At 72.4% G+C, this 18223-nt stretch carries 25 protein-coding genes and 1 pseudogene; 17 read left to right on the top strand and 9 right to left on the bottom strand.

Going from position 1 to position 18223, the window contains the following annotated elements; translation table 11 throughout:
- Window positions 1-21: 21 nt before the first annotated feature.
- Window positions 22-711, bottom strand: coding sequence for a TetR/AcrR family transcriptional regulator C-terminal domain-containing protein (locus C2L59_RS26320; RefSeq protein ID WP_199199259.1), 690 nt, complete (start codon window positions 709-711; stop codon window positions 22-24).
- 105 nt (window positions 712-816) lie between these two features.
- Between C2L59_RS26320 and C2L59_RS26325 the strand changes: the two genes are divergently transcribed.
- The 4 genes from C2L59_RS26325 to C2L59_RS26340 all read left to right on the top strand — a co-directional run bounded on the left by C2L59_RS26325 (window position 817) and on the right by C2L59_RS26340 (window position 3765).
- The gene (locus tag C2L59_RS26325) at window positions 817-1536 is read left to right on the top strand and encodes a hypothetical protein (protein ID WP_199199260.1); all 720 of its coding nucleotides are present in this window, start codon (window positions 817-819) and stop codon (window positions 1534-1536) included.
- Window positions 1537-1738: 202 nt separating this feature from the next.
- Entirely contained in the window at window positions 1739-2065 is a 327-nt protein-coding gene (locus C2L59_RS26330; protein ID WP_103352182.1) for a hypothetical protein, read from the top strand.
- Window positions 2065-3327: a putative T7SS-secreted protein gene (locus C2L59_RS26335; RefSeq protein ID WP_103352183.1), complete on the top strand. Its 1263-nt coding sequence runs from the start codon at window positions 2065-2067 to the stop codon at window positions 3325-3327. Before C2L59_RS26330 ends, C2L59_RS26335 begins: the two co-directional genes overlap by 1 nt.
- A 6-nt stretch (window positions 3328-3333) precedes the next feature.
- A complete protein-coding gene (locus C2L59_RS26340; protein ID WP_103352184.1) occupies window positions 3334-3765 on the top strand; it encodes a hypothetical protein in 432 nt (143 codons plus the stop codon).
- 12 nt (window positions 3766-3777) lie between these two features.
- Here C2L59_RS26340 and C2L59_RS26345 read toward each other — a convergent pair whose 3' ends face one another.
- Window positions 3778-4458 (bottom strand): TetR/AcrR family transcriptional regulator, encoded by a 681-nt coding sequence (locus tag C2L59_RS26345; protein WP_233223689.1) that lies wholly within the window; start codon window positions 4456-4458, stop codon window positions 3778-3780.
- Window positions 4459-4533: 75 nt separating this feature from the next.
- Here C2L59_RS26345 and C2L59_RS26350 point away from each other — a divergent pair, with 75 nt between their 5' ends.
- Both C2L59_RS26350 and C2L59_RS26355 read left to right on the top strand, forming a co-directional pair.
- Window positions 4534-5019: an SRPBCC domain-containing protein gene (locus C2L59_RS26350; protein ID WP_103352185.1), complete on the top strand. Its 486-nt coding sequence runs from the start codon at window positions 4534-4536 to the stop codon at window positions 5017-5019.
- Window positions 5016-5396, top strand: a complete 381-nt coding sequence (locus C2L59_RS26355; protein ID WP_103352186.1) for a DUF1304 domain-containing protein — start codon at window positions 5016-5018, stop codon at window positions 5394-5396. Before C2L59_RS26350 ends, C2L59_RS26355 begins: the two co-directional genes overlap by 4 nt.
- A gap of 57 nt (window positions 5397-5453) precedes the next feature.
- On the opposite strand, the gene C2L59_RS26360 is transcribed toward C2L59_RS26355, so the two are convergent.
- Window positions 5454-6350: an aldo/keto reductase family oxidoreductase gene (locus C2L59_RS26360; protein WP_103352370.1), complete on the bottom strand. Its 897-nt coding sequence runs from the start codon at window positions 6348-6350 to the stop codon at window positions 5454-5456.
- A 94-nt stretch (window positions 6351-6444) separates the two neighbouring features.
- Between C2L59_RS26360 and C2L59_RS26365 the strand changes: the two genes are divergently transcribed.
- From C2L59_RS26365 to C2L59_RS26385, 6 genes are all read left to right on the top strand, one after another.
- A complete protein-coding gene (locus C2L59_RS26365) occupies window positions 6445-7308 on the top strand; it encodes a LysR family transcriptional regulator (RefSeq protein ID WP_103352187.1) in 864 nt (287 codons plus the stop codon).
- 118 nt (window positions 7309-7426) lie between these two features.
- Window positions 7427-8413: a zinc-binding dehydrogenase gene (locus C2L59_RS26370; RefSeq protein WP_103352188.1), complete on the top strand. Its 987-nt coding sequence runs from the start codon at window positions 7427-7429 to the stop codon at window positions 8411-8413.
- Window positions 8410-8559: an EthD family reductase gene (locus C2L59_RS47170; protein WP_146060438.1), complete on the top strand. Its 150-nt coding sequence runs from the start codon at window positions 8410-8412 to the stop codon at window positions 8557-8559. The genes C2L59_RS26370 and C2L59_RS47170 overlap by 4 nt, the downstream gene beginning before the upstream one ends.
- 277 nt (window positions 8560-8836) lie before the next feature.
- Window positions 8837-9847: an RNA polymerase subunit sigma-70 gene (locus C2L59_RS26375; protein WP_103352371.1), complete on the top strand. Its 1011-nt coding sequence runs from the start codon at window positions 8837-8839 to the stop codon at window positions 9845-9847.
- A gap of 7 nt (window positions 9848-9854) precedes the next feature.
- A complete protein-coding gene (locus tag C2L59_RS26380; RefSeq protein WP_103352189.1) occupies window positions 9855-10259 on the top strand; it encodes a helix-turn-helix domain-containing protein in 405 nt (134 codons plus the stop codon).
- A gap of 35 nt (window positions 10260-10294) precedes the next feature.
- Window positions 10295-10711 carry a VOC family protein gene (locus tag C2L59_RS26385; RefSeq protein WP_103352190.1) on the top strand — a complete coding sequence of 139 codons (417 nt, stop codon included), beginning with the start codon at window positions 10295-10297 and terminating at the stop codon, window positions 10709-10711.
- Window positions 10712-10744: 33 nt separating this feature from the next.
- On the opposite strand, the gene C2L59_RS26390 is transcribed toward C2L59_RS26385, so the two are convergent.
- Window positions 10745-11374: a winged helix-turn-helix transcriptional regulator gene (locus C2L59_RS26390; RefSeq protein WP_103352191.1), complete on the bottom strand. Its 630-nt coding sequence runs from the start codon at window positions 11372-11374 to the stop codon at window positions 10745-10747.
- Window positions 11375-11462: 88 nt separating this feature from the next.
- Between C2L59_RS26390 and C2L59_RS26395 the strand changes: the two genes are divergently transcribed.
- Entirely contained in the window at window positions 11463-11831 is a 369-nt protein-coding gene (locus tag C2L59_RS26395) for a VOC family protein (protein ID WP_103352192.1), read from the top strand.
- A 33-nt stretch (window positions 11832-11864) separates the two neighbouring features.
- Window positions 11865-12314, top strand: a complete 450-nt coding sequence (locus C2L59_RS26400) for a hypothetical protein (protein WP_103352193.1) — start codon at window positions 11865-11867, stop codon at window positions 12312-12314.
- Here the strand turns inward: C2L59_RS26400 and C2L59_RS26405 are convergent.
- Both C2L59_RS26405 and C2L59_RS26415 read right to left on the bottom strand, forming a co-directional pair.
- Complete coding sequence (locus C2L59_RS26405; RefSeq protein ID WP_103352194.1) at window positions 12293-12628, bottom strand: hypothetical protein; 336 nt, start codon at window positions 12626-12628, stop codon at window positions 12293-12295. The two genes, C2L59_RS26400 and C2L59_RS26405, sit on opposite strands and share 22 nt — an antisense overlap.
- A 352-nt stretch (window positions 12629-12980) precedes the next feature.
- Entirely contained in the window at window positions 12981-13766 is a 786-nt protein-coding gene (locus C2L59_RS26415) for a helix-turn-helix transcriptional regulator (RefSeq protein ID WP_370444782.1), read from the bottom strand.
- A gap of 87 nt (window positions 13767-13853) precedes the next feature.
- On the opposite strand from C2L59_RS26415, the gene C2L59_RS26420 reads away from it, so the two are divergent.
- Window positions 13854-14702: an SDR family oxidoreductase gene (locus tag C2L59_RS26420; protein WP_103352196.1), complete on the top strand. Its 849-nt coding sequence runs from the start codon at window positions 13854-13856 to the stop codon at window positions 14700-14702.
- Between the two features lie 30 nt (window positions 14703-14732).
- Here C2L59_RS26420 and C2L59_RS26425 read toward each other — a convergent pair whose 3' ends face one another.
- The 3 genes and pseudogenes from C2L59_RS26425 to C2L59_RS50430 form a co-directional block, all read right to left on the bottom strand.
- Window positions 14733-16898: a hypothetical protein gene (locus C2L59_RS26425; RefSeq protein WP_103352197.1), complete on the bottom strand. Its 2166-nt coding sequence runs from the start codon at window positions 16896-16898 to the stop codon at window positions 14733-14735.
- A 63-nt stretch (window positions 16899-16961) separates the two neighbouring features.
- Complete coding sequence (locus C2L59_RS50425) at window positions 16962-17120, bottom strand: hypothetical protein (RefSeq protein WP_370444783.1); 159 nt, start codon at window positions 17118-17120, stop codon at window positions 16962-16964.
- 88 nt (window positions 17121-17208) lie between these two features.
- Window positions 17209-17505 (bottom strand): annotated as a pseudogene (locus C2L59_RS50430) (non-reducing end alpha-L-arabinofuranosidase family hydrolase); the annotation flags it as partial.
- A gap of 31 nt (window positions 17506-17536) precedes the next feature.
- Between C2L59_RS50430 and C2L59_RS49265 the strand changes: the two are divergent.
- Both C2L59_RS49265 and C2L59_RS26435 read left to right on the top strand, forming a co-directional pair.
- Window positions 17537-17695, top strand: a complete 159-nt coding sequence (locus tag C2L59_RS49265; RefSeq protein WP_233223690.1) for a hypothetical protein — start codon at window positions 17537-17539, stop codon at window positions 17693-17695.
- 189 nt (window positions 17696-17884) lie between these two features.
- Window positions 17885-18202: a hypothetical protein gene (locus tag C2L59_RS26435; RefSeq protein ID WP_146060439.1), complete on the top strand. Its 318-nt coding sequence runs from the start codon at window positions 17885-17887 to the stop codon at window positions 18200-18202.
- Window positions 18203-18223: the final 21 nt, after the last annotated feature.

Here is an 18223-nt window from a genome sequence, read left to right on the forward strand (position 1 = left end):
TTACCTCCGGCGTCACCGTGCTTACGGCTGCGTCGAATCCGGCTGCGGCAGGCGGCCGAGGCCGTCGAGGCCGTCGAGGATGAGGTCGAGGCCGAACTCGAACTCGTCGGCGAAGGTGAAGCCCGTCTTCGCCAGTTCGGTGACGACCTCGGCGAGGTACGGGTAGTCCTCGAGCCCCGACGGCCGGCGGTCCACGACGGCTTCCTGCCGCCGCGCCGCTTCCGCCGGGATGTCGCCGGCGAGGGTTTTCTCCTGGAGGGCGAACCCGTAGACGTAGGCGTCCATCAGGTTGTACGCGTGCACGGCCATGCGGAAGGGAAAGCCCGCGTCGCGGCGGAGGCACCGCATCACCGCGTTGTGGTGGTGCAGGTTCGCCGGTCCCGGGGTGCCCGTCTCCATCCGGCCGACCGCCCACGGGTGACGCAGCAAGGCCTGCCGCATCGACGCCGCGCGGAGGCGCATGGCGGTCCGCCAGCCGACGTCGACGGGCACCTCGACCTCGGCGAAGACCAGGTCGACCATGCCGTCGAGGAGCTCGCGCTTGTCCGCCACGTGCTTGTAGAGCGCCATCGGCACGACGCCGAGCCGCTCCGCCAGCCGGCGCATGGTCAACGCGTCGAAGCCGCCTTCATCCGCCAGTCCGACGGCGGCGCGCAGCACCTTGGCGCGGTTGAGCCGCTCCCGGCCGCCGGCCGCGGCGGTGTCCTGCATGGGGTCCTCCAGCTCGTGACCGCGCCTTGACAGGTGTACATCGTACGCCTAACTTGGGCACGACAAAGGTGTACGTTGTACACCTCCCGCCCAGAGGAGCAAGGCATGAGCGCCACGCCAAGACCCGGCAAGACGAAGCAGTTCTCCATGGCGCCCAGCGAAAGGGGGCTCTCGCGGGCCGCCGGAATCTCCGCCGCGATCGCGGGCGCGCTGTTCATCGCGGTCCAGGCCGGCCACCCGGCCATGGACGTCTCCCTGGTCACCACCACCGACTGGGCCGTGCGCAGCACGGCGAAAGCGCTCATGGCCGCGTTGGCACTGATCGGCATCACCGGCATGTACCTGCGGCAAGTCCGGCAGACGGGAATCCTCGGCTTCGTGGGTTACGTGGTGTTCGCCGCCGGCTATCTGCTCATGCTGAGCGTCGAGGTCATCGCCGCCGCTGTGCTGCCCGCGCTGGCGCACACGGCGCCCGGTTACGTCGCGGACGTCCTCGCCGTCGCCTTCGGTGGCACGGCAACCCACGGCATCGGCGCGATGCAGACCGTCTTCGCGGTCAGCTCGGTCGGCTATCTCGCGGGCGGCTGCCTGTTCGGCATCGCGTTGTTCCGGGCGCGCGTCCTCGCGCGATGGGCGGCGGCGCTGCTCGCCGTGGGCACTGTTGCCACGGTCGCGCTGGCGGTCCTTCCGGAGTCGTTCAACCGGCCGTTGGCCGTTCCGACGGGAGTGGCACTGATCGGTTTGGGTATCTCGCTGTGGCGCGCGCAACCGGTTGCGGCCAAGAACAATTCGGCGCCTTCACGGGTGGGACACGCCGCTGCGTGACAAGCACCCGCGGCTGGAATTGTGGACAGCGGAATGCCGACCCGCTGTCCACCGGTTCCGATAACCCGGCGACAAATCCGACATCGGTGTAGCAACCGCGGGACATCGAGCGACTCCACCTGTAGCCGCGCTCGAAGGCCGGGGGAACTGCGCGGGCCCCGAGCGCGTCGGAGTCGTAATCGAGCCGGGGAGGTGCGCGTCGGTGGCGGAGGGGTTTTCGGTCGATCTCGGTGCGTTGGAAAAGGCGGCCGAAGGGGTCAGCAACACTCTGGACGAGCTCGCGGCCAAAAGAGTCCGGGACATCGATGCCGAAAAGGGCGCTTTCGGACATAACGCTCTCGCGGACACCGTCGCCGATTTCTGCGATCGGTGGGAGATCGGTGTCGAGCACCTGGCCAAAGACGGGCAGGAGGTTTCGGACCGGCTCACGCGAAGCGTCGCTGCGTACCTGAAGGTCGACAACTCGGCGAAGGGGCACCTGGATGGTGTCCTGCAGCGGCTCAGTGGCGAAGATCCGGGAGTGCACTGATGGCCAAGGAGCTCGGGGAGACGTCCGATCCGCGGGAACTGGTTCCCGGTGACGCCGGCTCGGTGACCAGCACGCTCAACGCCATGCGGGCGTACGGCGACGCGTTGCACGAGGCCGGCGAGGGGCTCGGGAAGATCGACACCACCGAGGGGTGGACGGGCGCGGCAGGCGATGCTTTCCGGGACGCGTTCGACGGCCAGCCCGGCAAGTGGCTCGAGGCGGGCGACTGCTTCCACCACGCCGCCACCGCGCTGGAGGCGTACGCCTCGACGCTGACCTGGGCGCAGGGACAGGCGGCCGAGGCGATCCGGCAGTGGAACGACGGCGAGGCCGCGACCGGCCGCGCCAAGGCCGCGCACCAGCAGGACGAGCAGGCGGCCGGCCACGCCCTCCCGTTCGACGACTCCGTCGGCGAAGGCAAGCGGGCCGCCGCGCGCGGCATCCTGTCCAGGGCGCGCGGTCAGCTCAAGAGCGCCGGCGACACCGCCGAGAAGACGGTCGGCGCCGCGCGGGACAAGGCCCCGGAGAAGCCCGGGTTCTGGTCGAAGCTGTGGGACGGTGTCACGCACATCGCCTCGGACGTCGGCGCCGCTCTGGAAAATGTCGCGGGCGCCGTGGTCAACTCCGTGGCGTCCGTCGGCAACGCCATCCTGCACCACCCCGGGGACGTCGCCACGGCCGCTTTGGGCGCGTTGACCATCGCGGCCGGAGCGGGCGGCGAGGGCCTTGGCGGCCTGCTGGACGCGACCGGCGTGCTGGCACCCGCGGGCGTGGCGGTCAACGTGGGCTCCACCGCGCTCATCGGGCTGGGTGCCACCACCGTCGCGGCCGCCGGCGGGGACCTGCTGATGCACGCCAGCAGCGATGACAGCGTGTCACCGATGCGGACCGACCACACCGGCTCGTCCGGCGGCGACGGGATCGAGCCGCGGGACGTCAACCGGCCGGACAGCGTCCCCGAGGTGAAGGTCGACGGCAAGCAGTTCGGCACCAAGGTCGGCAAGCACGCCCAGGACTACGGCCTGAACCCGGCTGATGCCGAGTCCCGGGCGTGGGTCCGGCAGCACGTCGACGACATCTCGCGCACGCCCAACGAGGTCCGCCAGGGCCCCTGGAACCCGCAGGGCGGCGGCGGCAGTGACTACTATTTCCTCCGGAAGGGCGAAGACGTCGTGGTCACGAAGAGTGATGGATCGTTCGTCACCATCCTCAAGGGTGGTCAGGCCAACGGCTGGTTCAACGGCGCCGCCCCGGTGAAGTGAGGACACATGACCATCGATTTCCGCGCCTACCTCGGTGACACCCTGGCCGGCGTGCGCCGGATCCACCACGCCGCCGGCGAGACCGTGGAGCGGTCGGTCGGCGCCGTGGAGTTCCGGTTCGAGTCCGGCCGGGTGCTGTTCATGGACTCCGGCCCGGACGGCGAGGCGATCCGGATGTCGGCCGCGGCGTGGGTGGACCCGTTCGGGGGGCACCTGACCCCGGAGAACGCCGAGTTCGTCAGGCAGTCCGGCAAACTCACCGCGTTCGACGTGTCCGGCGAGGAGCCGTTCGCGTCGCTGATCGGCACGAAGCTGGTCGATCTCGCCCCGATGATGGCCCTGTCCGACAAGGTCATCGGCTGCGTGGTCAACCTCGACGGAGCCTTCGTCGCCGTCTACGCCAATTTCGACGAGTGCCACGTCGCCCGGCTCCCGTAGCCGGCCGGCGGGTCAGCGTGGTTTCGCGGGTGCCGGGAACGTGGCCAGGCCGGCTTCGGCCAGGCGGGCGGCGCGGCGGACCTCCCGGTTGACGGCCTCGATCGCGTCCGGCAGGGGGTGGCCGGGGCGCACGTGGGTCCGGAGGGCGCGGAACTGGACCCGCCACAGGCCCAGCAGCGCCGCCGCGGCGAGCTGGGGTTCGGGGTCGTCGGGGCGCAGTCCGGTCCGGGTGGCGAGCGCTTCGGCGGCGATGTCGACGAACCGGTCGGCGATGTCGCTCTGGTAGGCCCGCAGTGACGGGGTGTTCCGGATCAGGTCGCCGAACTTCCGGTACTGCGCCAGCGCGCGGTCGGCGTCGGCGGCGAGACCCTGGGCGAGGCCGTCCCGTTCGCCGTCGAGGATGGTCAGCATCGCGTCGACCGGGGTCAGCGCCGGGTCCGGCAGGTGGGTGCGCAACGCGTCGGCCGTGGCTTCGAGCCGGTCCAGGAGCAGCGCTTCCTTGCTCGGGAAGTAGTTGAAGACGGTCTTCTCGGACACTCCGCACGCTTCGCCGACGTCGGCTACCCGGACAGCGTCGAAGCCGCGTTCGAGGAACATCCGCGCGGCGGTGTCGGACAGCTGCCGGCGCATCGCCCGTTTCTTGCGCTCCCGCAACCCTTCGACGGCCGGCCGGCCGGTCCCCGTTGTCGTCACGCGGCCATCCTACTTCAGTCACCAGAAAAGTTCTGCTACAGTAATTTTATAGTCACTGAAATTAAGGAGCCTGTCGTGCCGGAGATCCACATCGTCCGCGACTACCCGCACTCGCCCGTGAAGGTCTGGCGGGCCATGACCGACCCGGAGGTGATCCCGTACTGGACTTCGGCCGGGCAAGGCGCCCGCGCCGAAGGGTTCGAACCGGTGGCCGGCAACAGGTTCCGGTTCGTCGCCAAGCCGATGCCCGGCTGGCGGGGCATCGTCGACTGCGAGGTGCTGGAGGTCCGCGAGCGGGAACTGCTGCACTACACCTGGGTCGGCGCGGAGGGGGAGACACCCAGCCACGTCCGCTACCGGCTCGAGCCCACCGCCGGAAGAACCCGTTTCACCTACCACCACACCGGATTCACCGGCATCGGCGGATTCTTCATGGCGAAGCTGCTCGGCGCGGTCCGGACGAAGATGCTCACCGCCGGCGTGCCCGCTCTGCTGGCCGAGCTGGACGAGACCGGCGCGCTGCTCCCGGGCGCGCCCCTGCGGCTGACCCGCTCCCGGTGAACCTCCCCGCCCAGCTGCTCGCGCTGGCCGCGGCGCTGGTGCACCTGTGGATCTTCACGATGGAAAGCGTCCGCTTCCGGCGGCCCGGGGTGCACGCCATGTTCGAGGTGCGCGCGGCGGATCTCGACGTCGTCCGTCCCTGGGCGTTCCACCAGGGTTGCTACAACGCGCTGCTGGCCCTGCAAGTGCTCGCCGGGCTGATCGCGGTCCACTCGGGCGCGATCGCAGCCGGCAAAGCCCTTGTGCTGGCCGCCGGCGGGTCCATGCTCGCGGCGAGCGTGGCGCTGATCGCCTTCGACCCCCGCCGGGCGCGGATCAAGGGCCTGATCGGCCAAGGCGCACCCGCTCTGGCCACCCTGATCGCGCTGATGGCCTGAGCCGTCCCCTGCTTCCGGCCGGGCAACTCACACCGGGGAGTCACCGTGGGCGGCGGATCACCCGGCCACCCCCTGTGCCGAGCCGATCTTGTCCAGCTCGGCCAGGTCGTCCTCCGACAGGTGGATTCCGGCGCCCGCGATGTTCCGGGTCAGGTGCGCCACCGACGAGGTGCCGGGGATGAGCAGGATGTTCGGTGATCGCCGCAGCAGCCAGGCCAGTGCGACCGACATCGGTGTCGTGCCCACCCGGGTGGCGACGGCCGACAGCCCCGAAGACTGCAGCGGGCTGAACCCGCCGAGCGGGAAGAAGGGTACGTAGGCGATGCCTTGACCGGCGAGTACGTCGATCAGCCGGTCGTCGTGGCGGTGGGCGAGGTTGTACATGTTCTGCACGCACACGATCGGCGCGATCGCCCGGGCTTCGGCGACCTGGTCCGGGGTGGCGTTGGAGACGCCGAGGTGCCGGATCAGGCCCTGGTGCTGGAGCTCGACCAGGGTGCCGAACGCCTCGGCGAGCGAGCCGGGCTGCGGTCCCGTGGCGTCGCCGAGGCGGAGGTTGACCAGGTCGAGCCGTTCGAGGCCGAGGGTTTCCAGGTTGTCGTGGACCGCCCGGCGCAGGTCCGCGGGCCGCCGGGCCGGGGGCCAGCCTCCGTGCTCGTCGCGGTGCGCGCCGACCTTGGTCACGATGTGCAGCGATGCGGGGTAGGGGTGCAGGGCCTCGCGGATCAGCTCGTTGGTGACGCGCGGGCCGTAGGCGTCCGCGGTGTCGATGTGGGTGATGCCGAGCTCGATGGCCTTGCGCAGGACGGCGAGGGCGCCGTCGCGGTCGGCGGGCGGCCCCATGACCCCGGGGCCGGCCAGCTGCATGGCGCCGTAGCCGAACCGGGTGACGGGCAGTCCGCCCAGGGACCAGGTGCCGCCGGGCAGGGGGACAGCGGGTGCGTCAGTGCTCATGCCGTCGATCTTCACTCGCGGCCGGCCGAGGCGGCCAACACCGATCCGGTGCGCTGTGATACTCGAGGGGTATCACAGCGAGCTAAGCTGTGGCATGGACATCTTGGAGACCCGCGAGTTGCGGTACTTCGTCGCCGTCGCCGACGAACTGCACTTCGGCCGGGCCGCCGAGCGCCTCGGCATCGCCCAGCCGCCGTTGTCCCGGGCCATCCAGCAGCTCGAACGGCGCCTCGGCGTCACCCTGCTGGAGCGCAACCGCCGTGGCGTATCCCTGACCGGCGCCGGGGAAATCCTGCTGCAGGAAGGCCGCGCGGCTCTCGACGCGACCGCCGCCGCCGTGCGCCGGACCCGCCGCGCCGGCGGCGCCGGCAGTACGGGTGGCGCCCGCGATCGGCTGGTCCTGGCGGTGAAGGCCGGCGCGTTCCACGAGCTGCTGGACAAGCTGCTCGACGCCTACGCGGCCGAGCCCGGCGCCGCCGGAATCGAGGTCCTGCCGAGCGGCATGTGCGAGCAGGACGGGATGCTGCGCGACGGTCGCGCCGACGTGGCGCTGATGCACACGCCGTTCAACTCCCTGGCCGGGTTCGACAGCGTCGAACTGATGACGGAGGAGCAGGTGGCGATCCTGCCCGCGAAGCACCCCCTGGCCGCGCGCAAGACGTTGTCCCTGGCCGAACTCTCCGACGTCCCCGACCTGCCGCTCGCCCGCTGGCCACGCCACGACACCTACCCACCCGGCCCGGGGCCCGAGGTGCACGACCAGACGCAGCTGGCCCAGCTGATCGCCCTCGGCCGCACCATGACGGTCTTCCCCGAGTCCGCCCGCACGTGGCTGTGGGAAGAGCACGCCGCCGTCCCGCTCAGCGACGCACCACCGGTCACCACCCACATCGTCTGGCCGGCGCACAGCCGCTCGCGCGCCCTGGCCGGGCTGGTTCGGACGGCCTCGCGGCTCTGACCGGCTCTTTTTCGCCGAGTGGCCGGAAGCCGATTCCTTTCCGCGGTTGCGGTGGTCTCCCTGTCGAACGTGCGGCCGTCCCGAAGCGGCCGCACCGAAGCGACCGAGAAGGAGAGCCGTGAGCGTTCCCGCCACCATGCGTGCCCTGCAGCAGACCTCCCTGGACGGGCCGAAGGACATGCGCCTGATCACTGATGTGCCGGTTCCGAGCCCTGGCCGGGGGGAGGTGCTGATCCGGGTTCTCGCCGCCGGGGTCAACTTCGCCGACCTCTCGAAAGCCTGCGGCAGCTTCCGGGACGGGCCGCGGCCGCCGTATCCGGCGGGATTCGAAGCTGCCGGTGAGGTCGTGGCGGTGGGTGAGGGTGTGACCGGGCCGGAACCGGGTACGTGCGTGGTCGGCGTCGGGGACGGGGCGTTCGCCGAGTACATGGTCCTTCCCGCCGTGGCCGCGATGCCGGTGCCGGCGGGCTGGCGGGCCGAGCAGGCCCTGGGGCTGGTCGTGAACTGGCCCACCGCGCTGGCTGCGCTCAAGCCGCTGGGCCGGCTGGCGGCGGGCGAAACCGTCGTCGTCCACGCCGCGGCCGGTGCGACCGGGCAGGCCGCGGTGACCCTGGCGAAGCACTACGGTGCGACCGTCATCGGGGTGGCCTCGGCGGGCAAGCACGAGACCGTGCTGGCGCTGGGGGCCGACCACGTCCTGGACTCCCGTGACGACCGCCTCGCCGCCGAGGTGCGGCGGCTGACCGGGGGTGCCGGCGCCGATCTGGTGCTGGAATCGGCCGGTGGGGCCACGTTTGCGGCAAGCCTGGCCGCGGCCAAGCCGGTCAGCGGCCGGGTCGTCGTCTACGGCCTGGCCGGCGGCGAGGCCGCGCTCACCAACTGGGACCTGGTCTACCGGTACCCGGTGCAGGTCATCGGCCTCAACCTCGGCACGCTGATCCGGGCCGGGGTCTTCGGCGAGGTCATGGGGAAGCTGTTCGCGCTCGTCGCCGCCGGGGTCGTCACCCCCGCGCGCCCGGTCGGCCACGACCTCGCCGACGGGCCCCAGGCCCTCGCGGAACTCGCCGCCCGCGCGACCGCCGGCAAGCTGGCCCTGCTGCCGTGACCGATCCCGCGAAGCCGAGGGCACGGTTCGTCGTGCTCTACGACACCCCGTCCGACGTCGACGCGTTCGAACGGCACTACGACGACGTCCACATCCCGCTGGTGCGGCAGTATCCGGGGGCTGCGCCGGTTCACCCGCAGTCGTGAGCCGGCAGCGATGATCGGTCAGCGCTGCTACCTGGTCGTGATGCTGGACTGGGACGACATGGCGGCGCTGGAAGGCGCGCTCGGGTCGGAGACCGGCCGGCGCGCCGCCGAGGACGCCGCGACGAACCTCGCGCGCCTCGCGACCTTCCGCGGCTTGGTCCTGCAGCTCGACGACACGTGCCTGCGGCAGCCCGCTGACCTGCGGTTCGATTCCCTTCCCGCCCTGTGCCGGTCCTACCGGGCGACAATGTCGAAAGGTCGGGGCGAGGAGCACCACATGGCAAGCAGGCGTGCCGCGCACGTGCGGGAGGCGGCGGACCGGGACCGGTTCGCCGCCGACACCGCGGGGTTCCGGCGGGAGCTGCTGGCGCACTGTTACCGGATGGCCGGCTCGGCGCACGACGCCGAGGACCTGGTGCAGGAAACCTACCTCCGGGCGTGGCGGTCCTACGCCGGCTTCGAGGGGCGTTCGTCGGTCCGGTCCTGGCTCTACGCCATCGCCACCAACGTCTGCCTGACCGCGTTGGAGCCGCGCCGGAACCGCGTGCTGCCCTCGGGCCTCACCGGCCCCTGCGACGAACCCGAGCGGCCGCCCATCCGGGCGGCGCCGGGCGAGGTGGCCTGGCTGGGGCCGCTGCCGGACCACTGGGTCGCCGACCCGGCGGCGGCCGTGGTGGCGCGGGAGTCGTTGCGGCTCGCGGTGATCGTCAGCCTGCAGCACCTGCCGGCGCGGCAGCGGGCGATCCTGATCCTGCGGGAGGTGCTGGCGTTCACCGCGCCGGAAACCGCGCGGATCCTCGGCACCACCACGGCGGCCGTGAAGAGCGGCTTGCAGCGCGCCCGGGCCAGGCTGGCGGACCTCGACACAGCGCCGGAGGACCTGCTCGAACCGACCGACCGGCGGGCGCGGGCGTTGCTCGAGGGCTACGTCGCCGCGTTCGAACGGGCCGACGCCGGCCTGCTGGAGCAGGTGCTGCGCACCGACGCCACGCTGGAGGCGACGCCGTTCCGCGACTGGTACGCGGGCCAGGCGAGGTGCCTGCACCTGCTCGGCACGTACGTGCTGGGCGAGCCGGGCGACTGGCGGATGAGCGTCACGACCGCCAACGGCCAGCCGGCCGCCGCCGTGTACCGCCGGGACGCCGGGGGAGTGCACCGTGCCCACGGCGTCGTGGTGCTGACCCCGACGGTCACCGGCATCTCCCGCGTGGTCGAGTTCCACGATCCGGCGCTGGTCACCGCCTTCGGCTTCCCCGACCGGCTCGCGGCGCCCGGCGGTGTGGTGTGATCCGGGCATGAGCCGTGCGGGGGAGGAGAGCAACCGGCGGATGCTGCGTGCGCGCGACACCATGGACCGGGACTACGCGAAGGCGCTGGACGTGCCGGCGCTGGCGCGGGTCGCGCACGTCTCGGCGGTGCACTTCACCCGGACCTTCCGCGCCACCTTCGGGGAAACGCCGCACCGCTACCTGCAACGCCGGCGGGTGGAGCGGGCCATGTTCCTGCTGCGCTCGGGCGACCGGAGCGTCACCGACATCTGCCTGGAGGTCGGCTTCACCAGCCTCGGGACGTTCAGCCGGACGTTCCGGGACATCGTCGGCGAGTCGCCGACGGCCTACCGGCGCCGCGGGCCGCTGGCGGACGTACCGACCTGCTTCGCCATGGCGTGGATGCGGCCGCGGGATGATCGTTTCGGATAAGCGTCCCGGCGCGCGCCTGGGCTACCGTCGCCGTCATGTTCACCGCAATCACGATCTCGCAGATCTTCGTGCTCGACCAGGACGAGGCGCTCGACTTCTACGTCGGCAAGCTCGGCCTGGAGGTCCACACCGACGCCGACCTGGGTTTCATGCGCTGGCTGACGATCAACGTGCCCGGCCGGCCGGACCGCGAGATCCTGCTGGAGACGCCCGGCCCGCCCCGGATGGACGAGGCGACGGCGAACCAGGTCCGCGACCTGCTGACGAAGGGCGCGATGGCCGGCTCACTGTTCTTCGGCACCGACGACTGCCGCAAGACCTACGAAACGTTGCTGGCCAAGGGCGTCGAGTTCACCGAGGAGCCGACTGAGCGCCCGTACGGGATCGACTGCGGCCTGCGCGATCCGTTCGGCAACAGCATCCGGTTCAGCCAGCCGCTGTCGGGTTCGTGAGACGGAACGGTCATCGCGGCCGCCGCCGGTGGCTCAGCCTTCGTGCTCGCGCAGCAGGCGGCGCACGGCGTTCCGGTCGCCTTCGAGGGTCAGGCGGCCGTCGGTGAGGGCTTTGGTCAGGTGGGTGGGGCGTTCGAGCAGGGTGTTCAACGTCCACGGGTCCGTCCGGATCGTGGCGTCCGGGGTGGCGGGCTCGCCCGGCTCCACCGTCAGGTGGCCCGGCTCGGTGCGGACCGTCCACACGCGAGCGTCCAGCTCGATGCGGTAGCACGCCGTGCCGCGCGGGCGGGCGGACTCGCGGAGGAACAGCAGGACGGACGTGACGCTCAGCGACGCGGACCGGGCACGCGGGACGCCCGCGCCCCACGTGCCCAGGGCCAGCAGGACCGGCTCGAGCTCGCGGCCCCGCTCGGTCAGCTCGTAGATCGTCGACGCCGCCGGGGGTGGCAGTTTCCGGCGCGTCACCACGCCGTGGCCCTCGAGTTCGCGGAGGCGGTCGGTCACCAGGTTGGAACTGGCGCCGGGCAAGGCGCGGCGGATGTCGGAGAACCGCTGCGGCCCGAGGAGGAGCTCGCGGACCACGAGCAGGGCCCAGCGTTCCCCGACGATGTCCAGCGCACGGGCGATCGTGCAGGCGTCCCCGTAGCTGCGGCTCGTCGGCATGGTGCCAAGGTACAACTTTGTGGTTGTTTTTAACAACTTCTGCGGCGTACGGTGGGCCGGGTCCGGACGTCGGCGGAAAGGGACGGTCATGGGGCAACCGGTCGTGCACTTCGAAATCATCGGCACCGATCCGGCGCGGCTGCGGCGGTACTACGGCGAGCTGTTCGGCTGGGCGTTCGACACCTCCGGCCCGGTGTCGGACCAGGTGTCCGAGCCGGGCGGCTACGGGTTCGTGGAGACGGACGGCATTCCGGGCGGCGTCGGCGGCGGCGCGGGCTACGAGAGCCACGTCGTGTTCTACGTGGGCGTTCCGGACGTCGCCGCCGCCCTGGCGGAGGCCGAACGCCTCGGCGGCACCCGCCGGATGGGCCCGGACCGCGCGCCGGGGCGGGACCTGGTGGTCGCGCACTTCACCGACCCGGAGGGTAACCTCGTCGGCCTCGCCGGCCCGGCCTGACGTGGCCTCCCCGGCTCGGATGGGGAGCATCGAATGCCGACGTTGGTGACCGCGATCGACGACACCGTCGAGGTCGAGTACGGCCAGTTCCTCGTCCAGGAAATCCCGATGACCCGCAACGTCCTTACGCTGCCGGTGCCGCGGGGCGACTGGTTTGCCGTCGGTGGCCCGGGCGGGCTGCTGCTGCACAGCGCCGGCACCGATCACCACCCGGCCGTGCGGCTGGAGCTCTGGGACGCCGATCCCCTGCCGCGGCCCGGCGAGTGGGACCGGGTCGTCGAGGTGGCGTGCGACTTGGGTGACCTCGTTCGCCTGCAGTCGGTCACCGCTGCCCGGTCGCCGCAGGTGCTGACCATTTCCCGGCCCGGTCCGCACCGTGCTCGCGTGCATTCCGGCCGGCGGGTGGCCGCCGCGGAGCTCGGGGAAGGGTCCTTTGCCGCAGGCGTCGAAGGCTGGTTGGTTCAGCTCTGGCCCGGCGCCTGACTCACGGCCGGGTGCGCCAGGCGCCGGGCGACGGCGAAGCCGGTGACGAGCAGGACCGCGCCGCCGGAAATCCACGGCCAGAGGGGCGTCGAACCGTCACCTTCCGGGCTCGCCGCCGTCGCCGGTGCGGCCGTTCCCGGGCCGGCGACCGTGAGCTTGAAGGGCAGGGACGTGGTGAACGCCGCGTCCCCGGCCGGCGTGCTGGACACCAGGATGCTGTGCGCGTCCGCCGCGGAGGCGCCCAGCAGGGCCGCGCACGCGCCGGCCGCCAGAACGGCGGCGATGCGAACCGGAAATGACGAGCGGGCAGCCATGTTTTCCTCGCCTTCCCGGGAATTCGCCGCCGAGTTCGGTCGATGAGGCGCGCCGTCACGCTGGCCGCGACCGGGCTGATCGTCCTGCTGCACGCGGTTCTCGTCGCCGAGCCGGCCCGGGCCGCGACGCAGCAGGTCATGATGGCGGGCTACGCGTTCTCGCCCGCGGCGCTCACCGTCCACGTCGGCGACACGGTCACCTGGATGCAGCACGACCAGGCCCCGCCCGCCGCGACCACCACCGCGCCTCCGGCAAAACCCACCCGGGCGCCGGCCACGCAGCAGAGCCGGCGAAGCCGAAACCGGCTCCGGCAACCACCGCCAGCTCCCCGGCTCCCGGCGCGCGTCATGATCATCCGGTGCGCAGGCGCCGCAAGCCCGCCGCGGACGGGGTGCCCGGCGCCGCCGTGTAGACGAGGAGCCGGTACTCGTGGCCCGGGACCGCGAGGATCTCGCAGTCGAGCTCCAGCGGGCCCGCGACCGGGTGAACGGTCCGCTTGGTCAGCGTCCGCTGGACGGCGACCTCGCGTTCCGCCCACAGCCGGGCGAACTCCGGGCTCTCGCCGAGCAGCTCGTCGACCAGCGAGCGCACCGCGGGATCGGCCGGGTAGCGCCCGCTCGCGCGCAGGTCCGCGACGCACGTCCGGGCCAGCTCGAGGCGGTTGCCGGTGATCGTGTCGCCGGTGTCGAACAGCCGCCGCAGCCGGTTGCGCTGCCGTGGCGGCCATCCCGCCGGGTCGCCGATCAGCGCCGCCAGCATCCGGTTCCAGGCCACCAGGTCGTAACGCGCGTCGATCACCATCGCGGGCACGTCGCCGAGCCGGTCGAGCAGCCGCAGGACGTTGCCGGGCACCGGCCGCGGGGCGGGCGGGGGCGCCGGTCGCGCCAGCCGGAGCAGGTAGGCGTGTTCGTCGCCGGTCAGGCGCAGTGCGCGCCCGAGGGCGGTGAGCACCTGGTCCGACGGGTGCGGTCCGCGGCCTTGTTCGAGCCGGACGTAGTAGTCGAGGGAGATCCCGGCGAGCAGGGCGACTTCGGTGCGCCGCAACCCCGGTGCCTGGCGCCGCGGGCCGGGCTCGAGGCCGACGTCGGCGGGCTGCAGCCGGGCCCGCCGGCTGCGCAGGAAGCCGCCCAGTTCCATCCTGTCCACGCTGCCATCATCGCCCGCGCCGGGGGTGGTACCGCCGGTGCCTACCCCGCGCCGCGTCCCGGCGGCGAAGCTGGGCGCATGACGATCTTGGTGACCGGCGCCCGCGGGAACGTCGCCCGCGCGCTGGTGGGACAACTGCTCGACAGCGGCCACGAAGTCCGGGCGGCCGGGCGCGACCCGGGCCGCGCCCGGCTGCCCGGCGGGGTGGCGGTGGTCGCGGCCGACCTGGCCCGGCCGGGAAGCTGGGACGTGGCGCTCGAGGGCGTCACGAAGGCGTTCCTCTACGCGGGCACGGCCGGCCTGGGCGGGTTCCTGTCGCGGGCGGGCGGGCTGACGCAGGTGGTGCTGCTGTCGGCGTCGGGGGCGGACCCGGCGTCGGCGGACGCGATCACGCGCGCCCACGGCGAAGCGGAGGAGGCGGTGCGGAAGTCGGGGATCGCGTGGACGTTCCTGCGTCCCGGGGGGTTCGCGGCGAACCGGTTGCTGTGGGCGGGGTCCGTGCGCGGCGGGGTGGTGCGCGACCCGTTCCCGTCGTCGCATTCGGCGTTGATCCACGAAGCCGACATCGCGGCGGTGGCCGCGTGCGCGCTGACGTCGTCCGGGCACGGGGGTGCGGCGTACGAGCTGACCGGGCCGGAGTCGCTGACGGTGCGGGAGCAGGCGTCGCTGATCGGCCGCGCGGCCGGGCGTGCGGTGGTGGTGGAGGCGCAGGATCTCGACGACTACCGCCGGGAGCTCACCGCGGCTTTCGAGGCGCGCGGCCTGGGGCGCGTGGGCTCGGCGGAGGTGATCGAGGCCCGGATCCGGCGGCTGGCGGCTCTGGTGGACCGGCCGCAGCCGACGACGGGAACCGTCCGGGAGGTGACCGGCCGTCCGGCGCGCAGCTTCGCCGAATGGGCCGCCGATCACGCCGGGGACTTCAGGTGATCCGCCTGCGGCACCGCGAAAGCCGCCGTCTCAACGCAGGTGGCGCCGCGCCTGGTTGCGGATCCGCTCGGAAATCCGGGAGTCCCCTGCCAACGCACCCATCGCCGCACGTCCGGCCGCGGTGTCCTGCTGCTTCGCCCCCAGGGCCGCTTGGAACCGGAGCTCGTCCTTCACGCGCCCGTCCTGCGAGATCGACACCAAAGCCTTGACGCCGTGCTTTCCGCGCAGCGCCAGCGCGGCCTGCAGCCGCAGGTCGTCCGGGCGGCCCTTCCCGGCCAGGTCGCGCAACGCCGGCTCGGCCAGCTTCCGGTCGTAGCGGCCCAGCGCCGTCGCCGCCTTGAACCGCAGGTCGTCCGCCACGGTGGGGTCGGTGGACAGCTCGCGCAGGACCGGGGTGGCCGCCTCGCCGGCCTGGAGGGCCGCCTTGACGCGGTACTGGTGGCCCGCCGTGGTCCGGGCTGCGAGATCGGCCATCAGGCGCCGGCCGCGGGTCGAGTCCGAGGCCAGTACCTTGGCGGCCGCCTGCATCGCGGCGTCGTCCTGGCTGGTCTCGGCGATCCGGGTGTACAACCGGATGCGCGTCGTGCGGTCCAGCTTCGCGCCCGCGGCCTCGACCATGGCGATCCGGCGCTCGCCCGAGATCTGCGCGTTCGCCGCCAGCCGGTCCATGGCCGCCGCGCCGACCTTCGGGTCGAGGTCGGCGGCGCGCTTGAGGACGTCCAGGCGGCGTGGGGCGATGGCGACGAGCAGGCGGGCCGCGGCCGTCGGCTCGGTCTTGCCCACCAGGGTCGCGGCGCGGACCCGGGCGTCCTCGGCCGCGTCCTTGTCTTCGGCGAGGTCGACGAGCGCCGTGACCGGGCCGCCGTGTCGTTCGACGATGTGCCTCGCCGCGGCGAAGCGGCTCTCCCCGTCCACGGACGATTCCCGCGAAAGCCGTTGCAGGGCCGGGATCGCCTGGCCGGGGGCGAACTCGCCGATCAGCTTCACCGCGTGCAGGCGGGCTTGGCCGCCCGCTTCGGCCGACCACGCCACGGCGTCCAGGATCCCCATGGCCGCCGCGTGGTCGTGCGGGTGCACCAGCGCCGCGACGCGCGCGGGGGTTTCCGGTTCGGTGGCGGTGGCGGCGATCCGCCCGGCCGTGCCCAGGTCCGCGCCGGCGTCCCGGGACAGCAGGTCCGCGAGCAGGTCCAGCCGGCGGTCGTCCGGCAGGCCGTGCCGCTGCTCGGTCAGCTCACGCATGAGCTCGGGCGAGCCGGCCGCGATCGCCGCCGGGGCCCGCAGGTCACGCATGACGGGCAGCTGCGCGAGCGTCAGCATCGCCCGCACGCCCAGTGCGCTGTCCCGCTCGCCGATCAGCCGCGCGGTTTCGAGGCGGTCCGCCGGCTTGCCGACCAGGCCCGTGGCCAGGATCGCGAGGTTCTCCCGCGCCCGGGCGGGCTCGTGTTTGGCCAGCTCGTCGACGGCGAGGAGCCGGCGTTGCGGGCGGGCGCCGACCTGGGGGTCGCGGACGAGGTCGTCCAGGATCTTCCTGGCGGCCGTGGGGTCGAGCGAGTGCAGCCAGTCCGCCCCGGCGAGCCAGTGCCCGTCGTCCAACCGGTCCCCGCGCAGCTCTTCACGCAGCAGTTCGGTGGCCCGGCCGGTGAAGTCGCTGCCCGGGACCAGGTTGCGCCGGAGGAGCTCCAGCACGAACCGGATGTTCGGGTACCAGTGCTCGTCGCTCAGCAGCCGGTTCAGGCGCCGTTCGACGGCGGCCCGCGCGGCCGGCCACCACAACGCCGCGAGGTAGAGGTGGGTTTCGAGGGCCGGCCACGGCCAGTCCGGCCGCGGAGCGAGGTACTTCCCGGTCCACGGCTGCCACCACTTCGGCCCCCGCGGGTGACGGTGCGCGAGGTGCCGCGCGGCGAGGTAGTGCGCCAGATCCTCGTCGGCGAAGGAAAAACCGCTGGCTTCGGTGGTGAACAGGCCGCAGCCGGTGAGCAACCGGATCACCTCGGCGCGCTCGATGCCGCCGAGCCGGCGTGATCCGGTCGCCAGGTCGAGAACTGTCCGGGGGTCCTGGCGGACGACCCGTGCGTGGGCGATCTCCGCGAGCAACGCGAGGGCGTCGTCGGCCGTCAGGTGCGGCGTGCCGGCGAGTTTTCCCGCACCCAGGCGGGCCGTCCACTCGTGCTGTTCCAGCGTCTCCCCGGCGGCCATCCCGTCAACGTAGTGGCCGGGACGGCCGCCGGTCCAGGACAAAGACGCGACACTGCGGGGTGCTCAGTGCTGCCGGGTGAGCACGGCCGGGCGCCAGGGGAGGTGGTTGTAGTCGGTGCCGTCGGAGCTCGGGTTCCGGCCCTGGTACAGCAGCTGCCGGTTGCCGGGGTCGATGGTCTTGGTCTGGCCGGGGTTGCTGCGGACCAGGTCGCCGTGGCTGATGTCGTTGGTCCGGTTGGCGCCGCTGTTGGTGGTAGGCGAGCACCCGAATGTTCTTCGGGGCGAAAGAGAACAGCGTGTGCGCGACCGTGCCGGAGGACATCCCGTTCTGGGCGGCCGCCACGTTGCTGAAGTCCTTGAGCGCGATCCAGCCCGCCTTCGGGTCGGCCAGCGGGCCGCTCGAGGACCAGCGGTACGTCGACGGGAGCGCGCACGCGCTCGTGCCGGCGATGGCCGCCGAGCCGGTTCCGGGCCCGACGGCGCCGGTCGCAGCCAGGACGGCCGTCAGCAGGCGGGCCAGGGCCTGCAGGCCGGGACCCGCCGGGCCGACAGCCGCCTGTGGCTGCTGCCGTTCGTGTACGAAGCCGTGACCGTGCCCCGGGGCCACGTTCCGGACAGTCGCCGAAACCGGGGTCGTCGTGACGCACCTGGGCGTCGAGGGCGCCGGCAACCGGTCCTCGGTGGCGCCGCCGGTGCCCGGCCACAACAGCTTCCAGGAGCCGTGGGTCTTCCTGGCCGCCGACGGCCGGACGGGCGTCCGGCAGGAGACCCTGCACGACTCCGGCGCTATTCGCTGAACCCGTGTTCGCCCACGTCGTCCGGAACCCGACGCGAACCTGGACGCCTCGCTCGACCAGATCGTGCTGAACGTGCAGGGGCACACGGTCCGGCTGGAGATGAAGCAGACCGTGCAGATCCCCCGGGAAGCGGCTCCGAGCTTGGTCCTGCGGTTCGGGACGACGAAGGACATCGGAGGGCGGGCGACCGTGAAGCAGCTCGTCGAGAAGGTTCTGCTGTCCACTGTGGACGGGTATTTCCGGCGGGTTTCGGCCGAACGGACGATCCTCGACTTCATCACCAAGTACAACGACCTCACGGGCGAGGTCCGGCAGGCGCTGGCCCCGATCGGGATCGCCGCGACCACGAACCTCGAAGAGTTCGAGTGCGACGACCCGGAGATCAACGAGCGCCGGAAGCAGGTTTCCCTGCAGGAACAGGCGGTCGCGACGTCGGCCCCGGGGGATGCATCGAATCTGCATCGCTTAACCATGCTTCGCCGCGCGAATGACCGCCAACCGCTCTAGACTTCGGCACAGTGCATCGTC

Origin of the sequence: Amycolatopsis sp. CA-128772 (assembly GCF_002904295.1) — a bacterium.
In the GTDB taxonomy this organism is placed as follows: domain Bacteria; phylum Actinomycetota; class Actinomycetes; order Mycobacteriales; family Pseudonocardiaceae; genus Amycolatopsis.

Bases quoted from the DNA above. Each gene is read 5' to 3' on its own strand.
- C2L59_RS26390 (WP_103352191.1), bottom strand. From the start codon at position 11,374: ATGCCGACGAGCCGCAGCTACGGGGACGCCTGCACGATCGCCCGTGCG.
- C2L59_RS26325 (WP_199199260.1), top strand. From the start codon at position 817: ATGAGCGCCACGCCAAGACCCGGCAAGACGAAGCAGTTCTCCATGGCG.
- C2L59_RS26320 (WP_199199259.1), bottom strand. From the start codon at position 711: ATGCAGGACACCGCCGCGGCCGGCGGCCGGGAGCGGCTCAACCGCGCC.
- C2L59_RS26335 (WP_103352183.1), top strand. From the start codon at position 2,065: ATGGCCAAGGAGCTCGGGGAGACGTCCGATCCGCGGGAACTGGTTCCC.
- C2L59_RS26385 (WP_103352190.1), top strand. From the start codon at position 10,295: ATGTTCACCGCAATCACGATCTCGCAGATCTTCGTGCTCGACCAGGAC.
- C2L59_RS26420 (WP_103352196.1), top strand. From the start codon at position 13,854: ATGACGATCTTGGTGACCGGCGCCCGCGGGAACGTCGCCCGCGCGCTG.
- C2L59_RS26425 (WP_103352197.1), bottom strand. From the start codon at position 16,898: ATGGCCGCCGGGGAGACGCTGGAACAGCACGAGTGGACGGCCCGCCTG.
- C2L59_RS26405 (WP_103352194.1), bottom strand. From the start codon at position 12,628: ATGGCTGCCCGCTCGTCATTTCCGGTTCGCATCGCCGCCGTTCTGGCG.
- C2L59_RS26365 (WP_103352187.1), top strand. From the start codon at position 6,445: ATGGACATCTTGGAGACCCGCGAGTTGCGGTACTTCGTCGCCGTCGCC.
- C2L59_RS26400 (WP_103352193.1), top strand. From the start codon at position 11,865: ATGCCGACGTTGGTGACCGCGATCGACGACACCGTCGAGGTCGAGTAC.
- C2L59_RS26340 (WP_103352184.1), top strand. From the start codon at position 3,334: ATGACCATCGATTTCCGCGCCTACCTCGGTGACACCCTGGCCGGCGTG.
- C2L59_RS26415 (WP_370444782.1), bottom strand. From the start codon at position 13,766: ATGGAACTGGGCGGCTTCCTGCGCAGCCGGCGGGCCCGGCTGCAGCCC.
- C2L59_RS26375 (WP_103352371.1), top strand. From the start codon at position 8,837: ATGGCAAGCAGGCGTGCCGCGCACGTGCGGGAGGCGGCGGACCGGGAC.
- C2L59_RS26360 (WP_103352370.1), bottom strand. From the start codon at position 6,350: ATGAGCACTGACGCACCCGCTGTCCCCCTGCCCGGCGGCACCTGGTCC.
- C2L59_RS26395 (WP_103352192.1), top strand. From the start codon at position 11,463: ATGGGGCAACCGGTCGTGCACTTCGAAATCATCGGCACCGATCCGGCG.
- C2L59_RS26380 (WP_103352189.1), top strand. From the start codon at position 9,855: ATGAGCCGTGCGGGGGAGGAGAGCAACCGGCGGATGCTGCGTGCGCGC.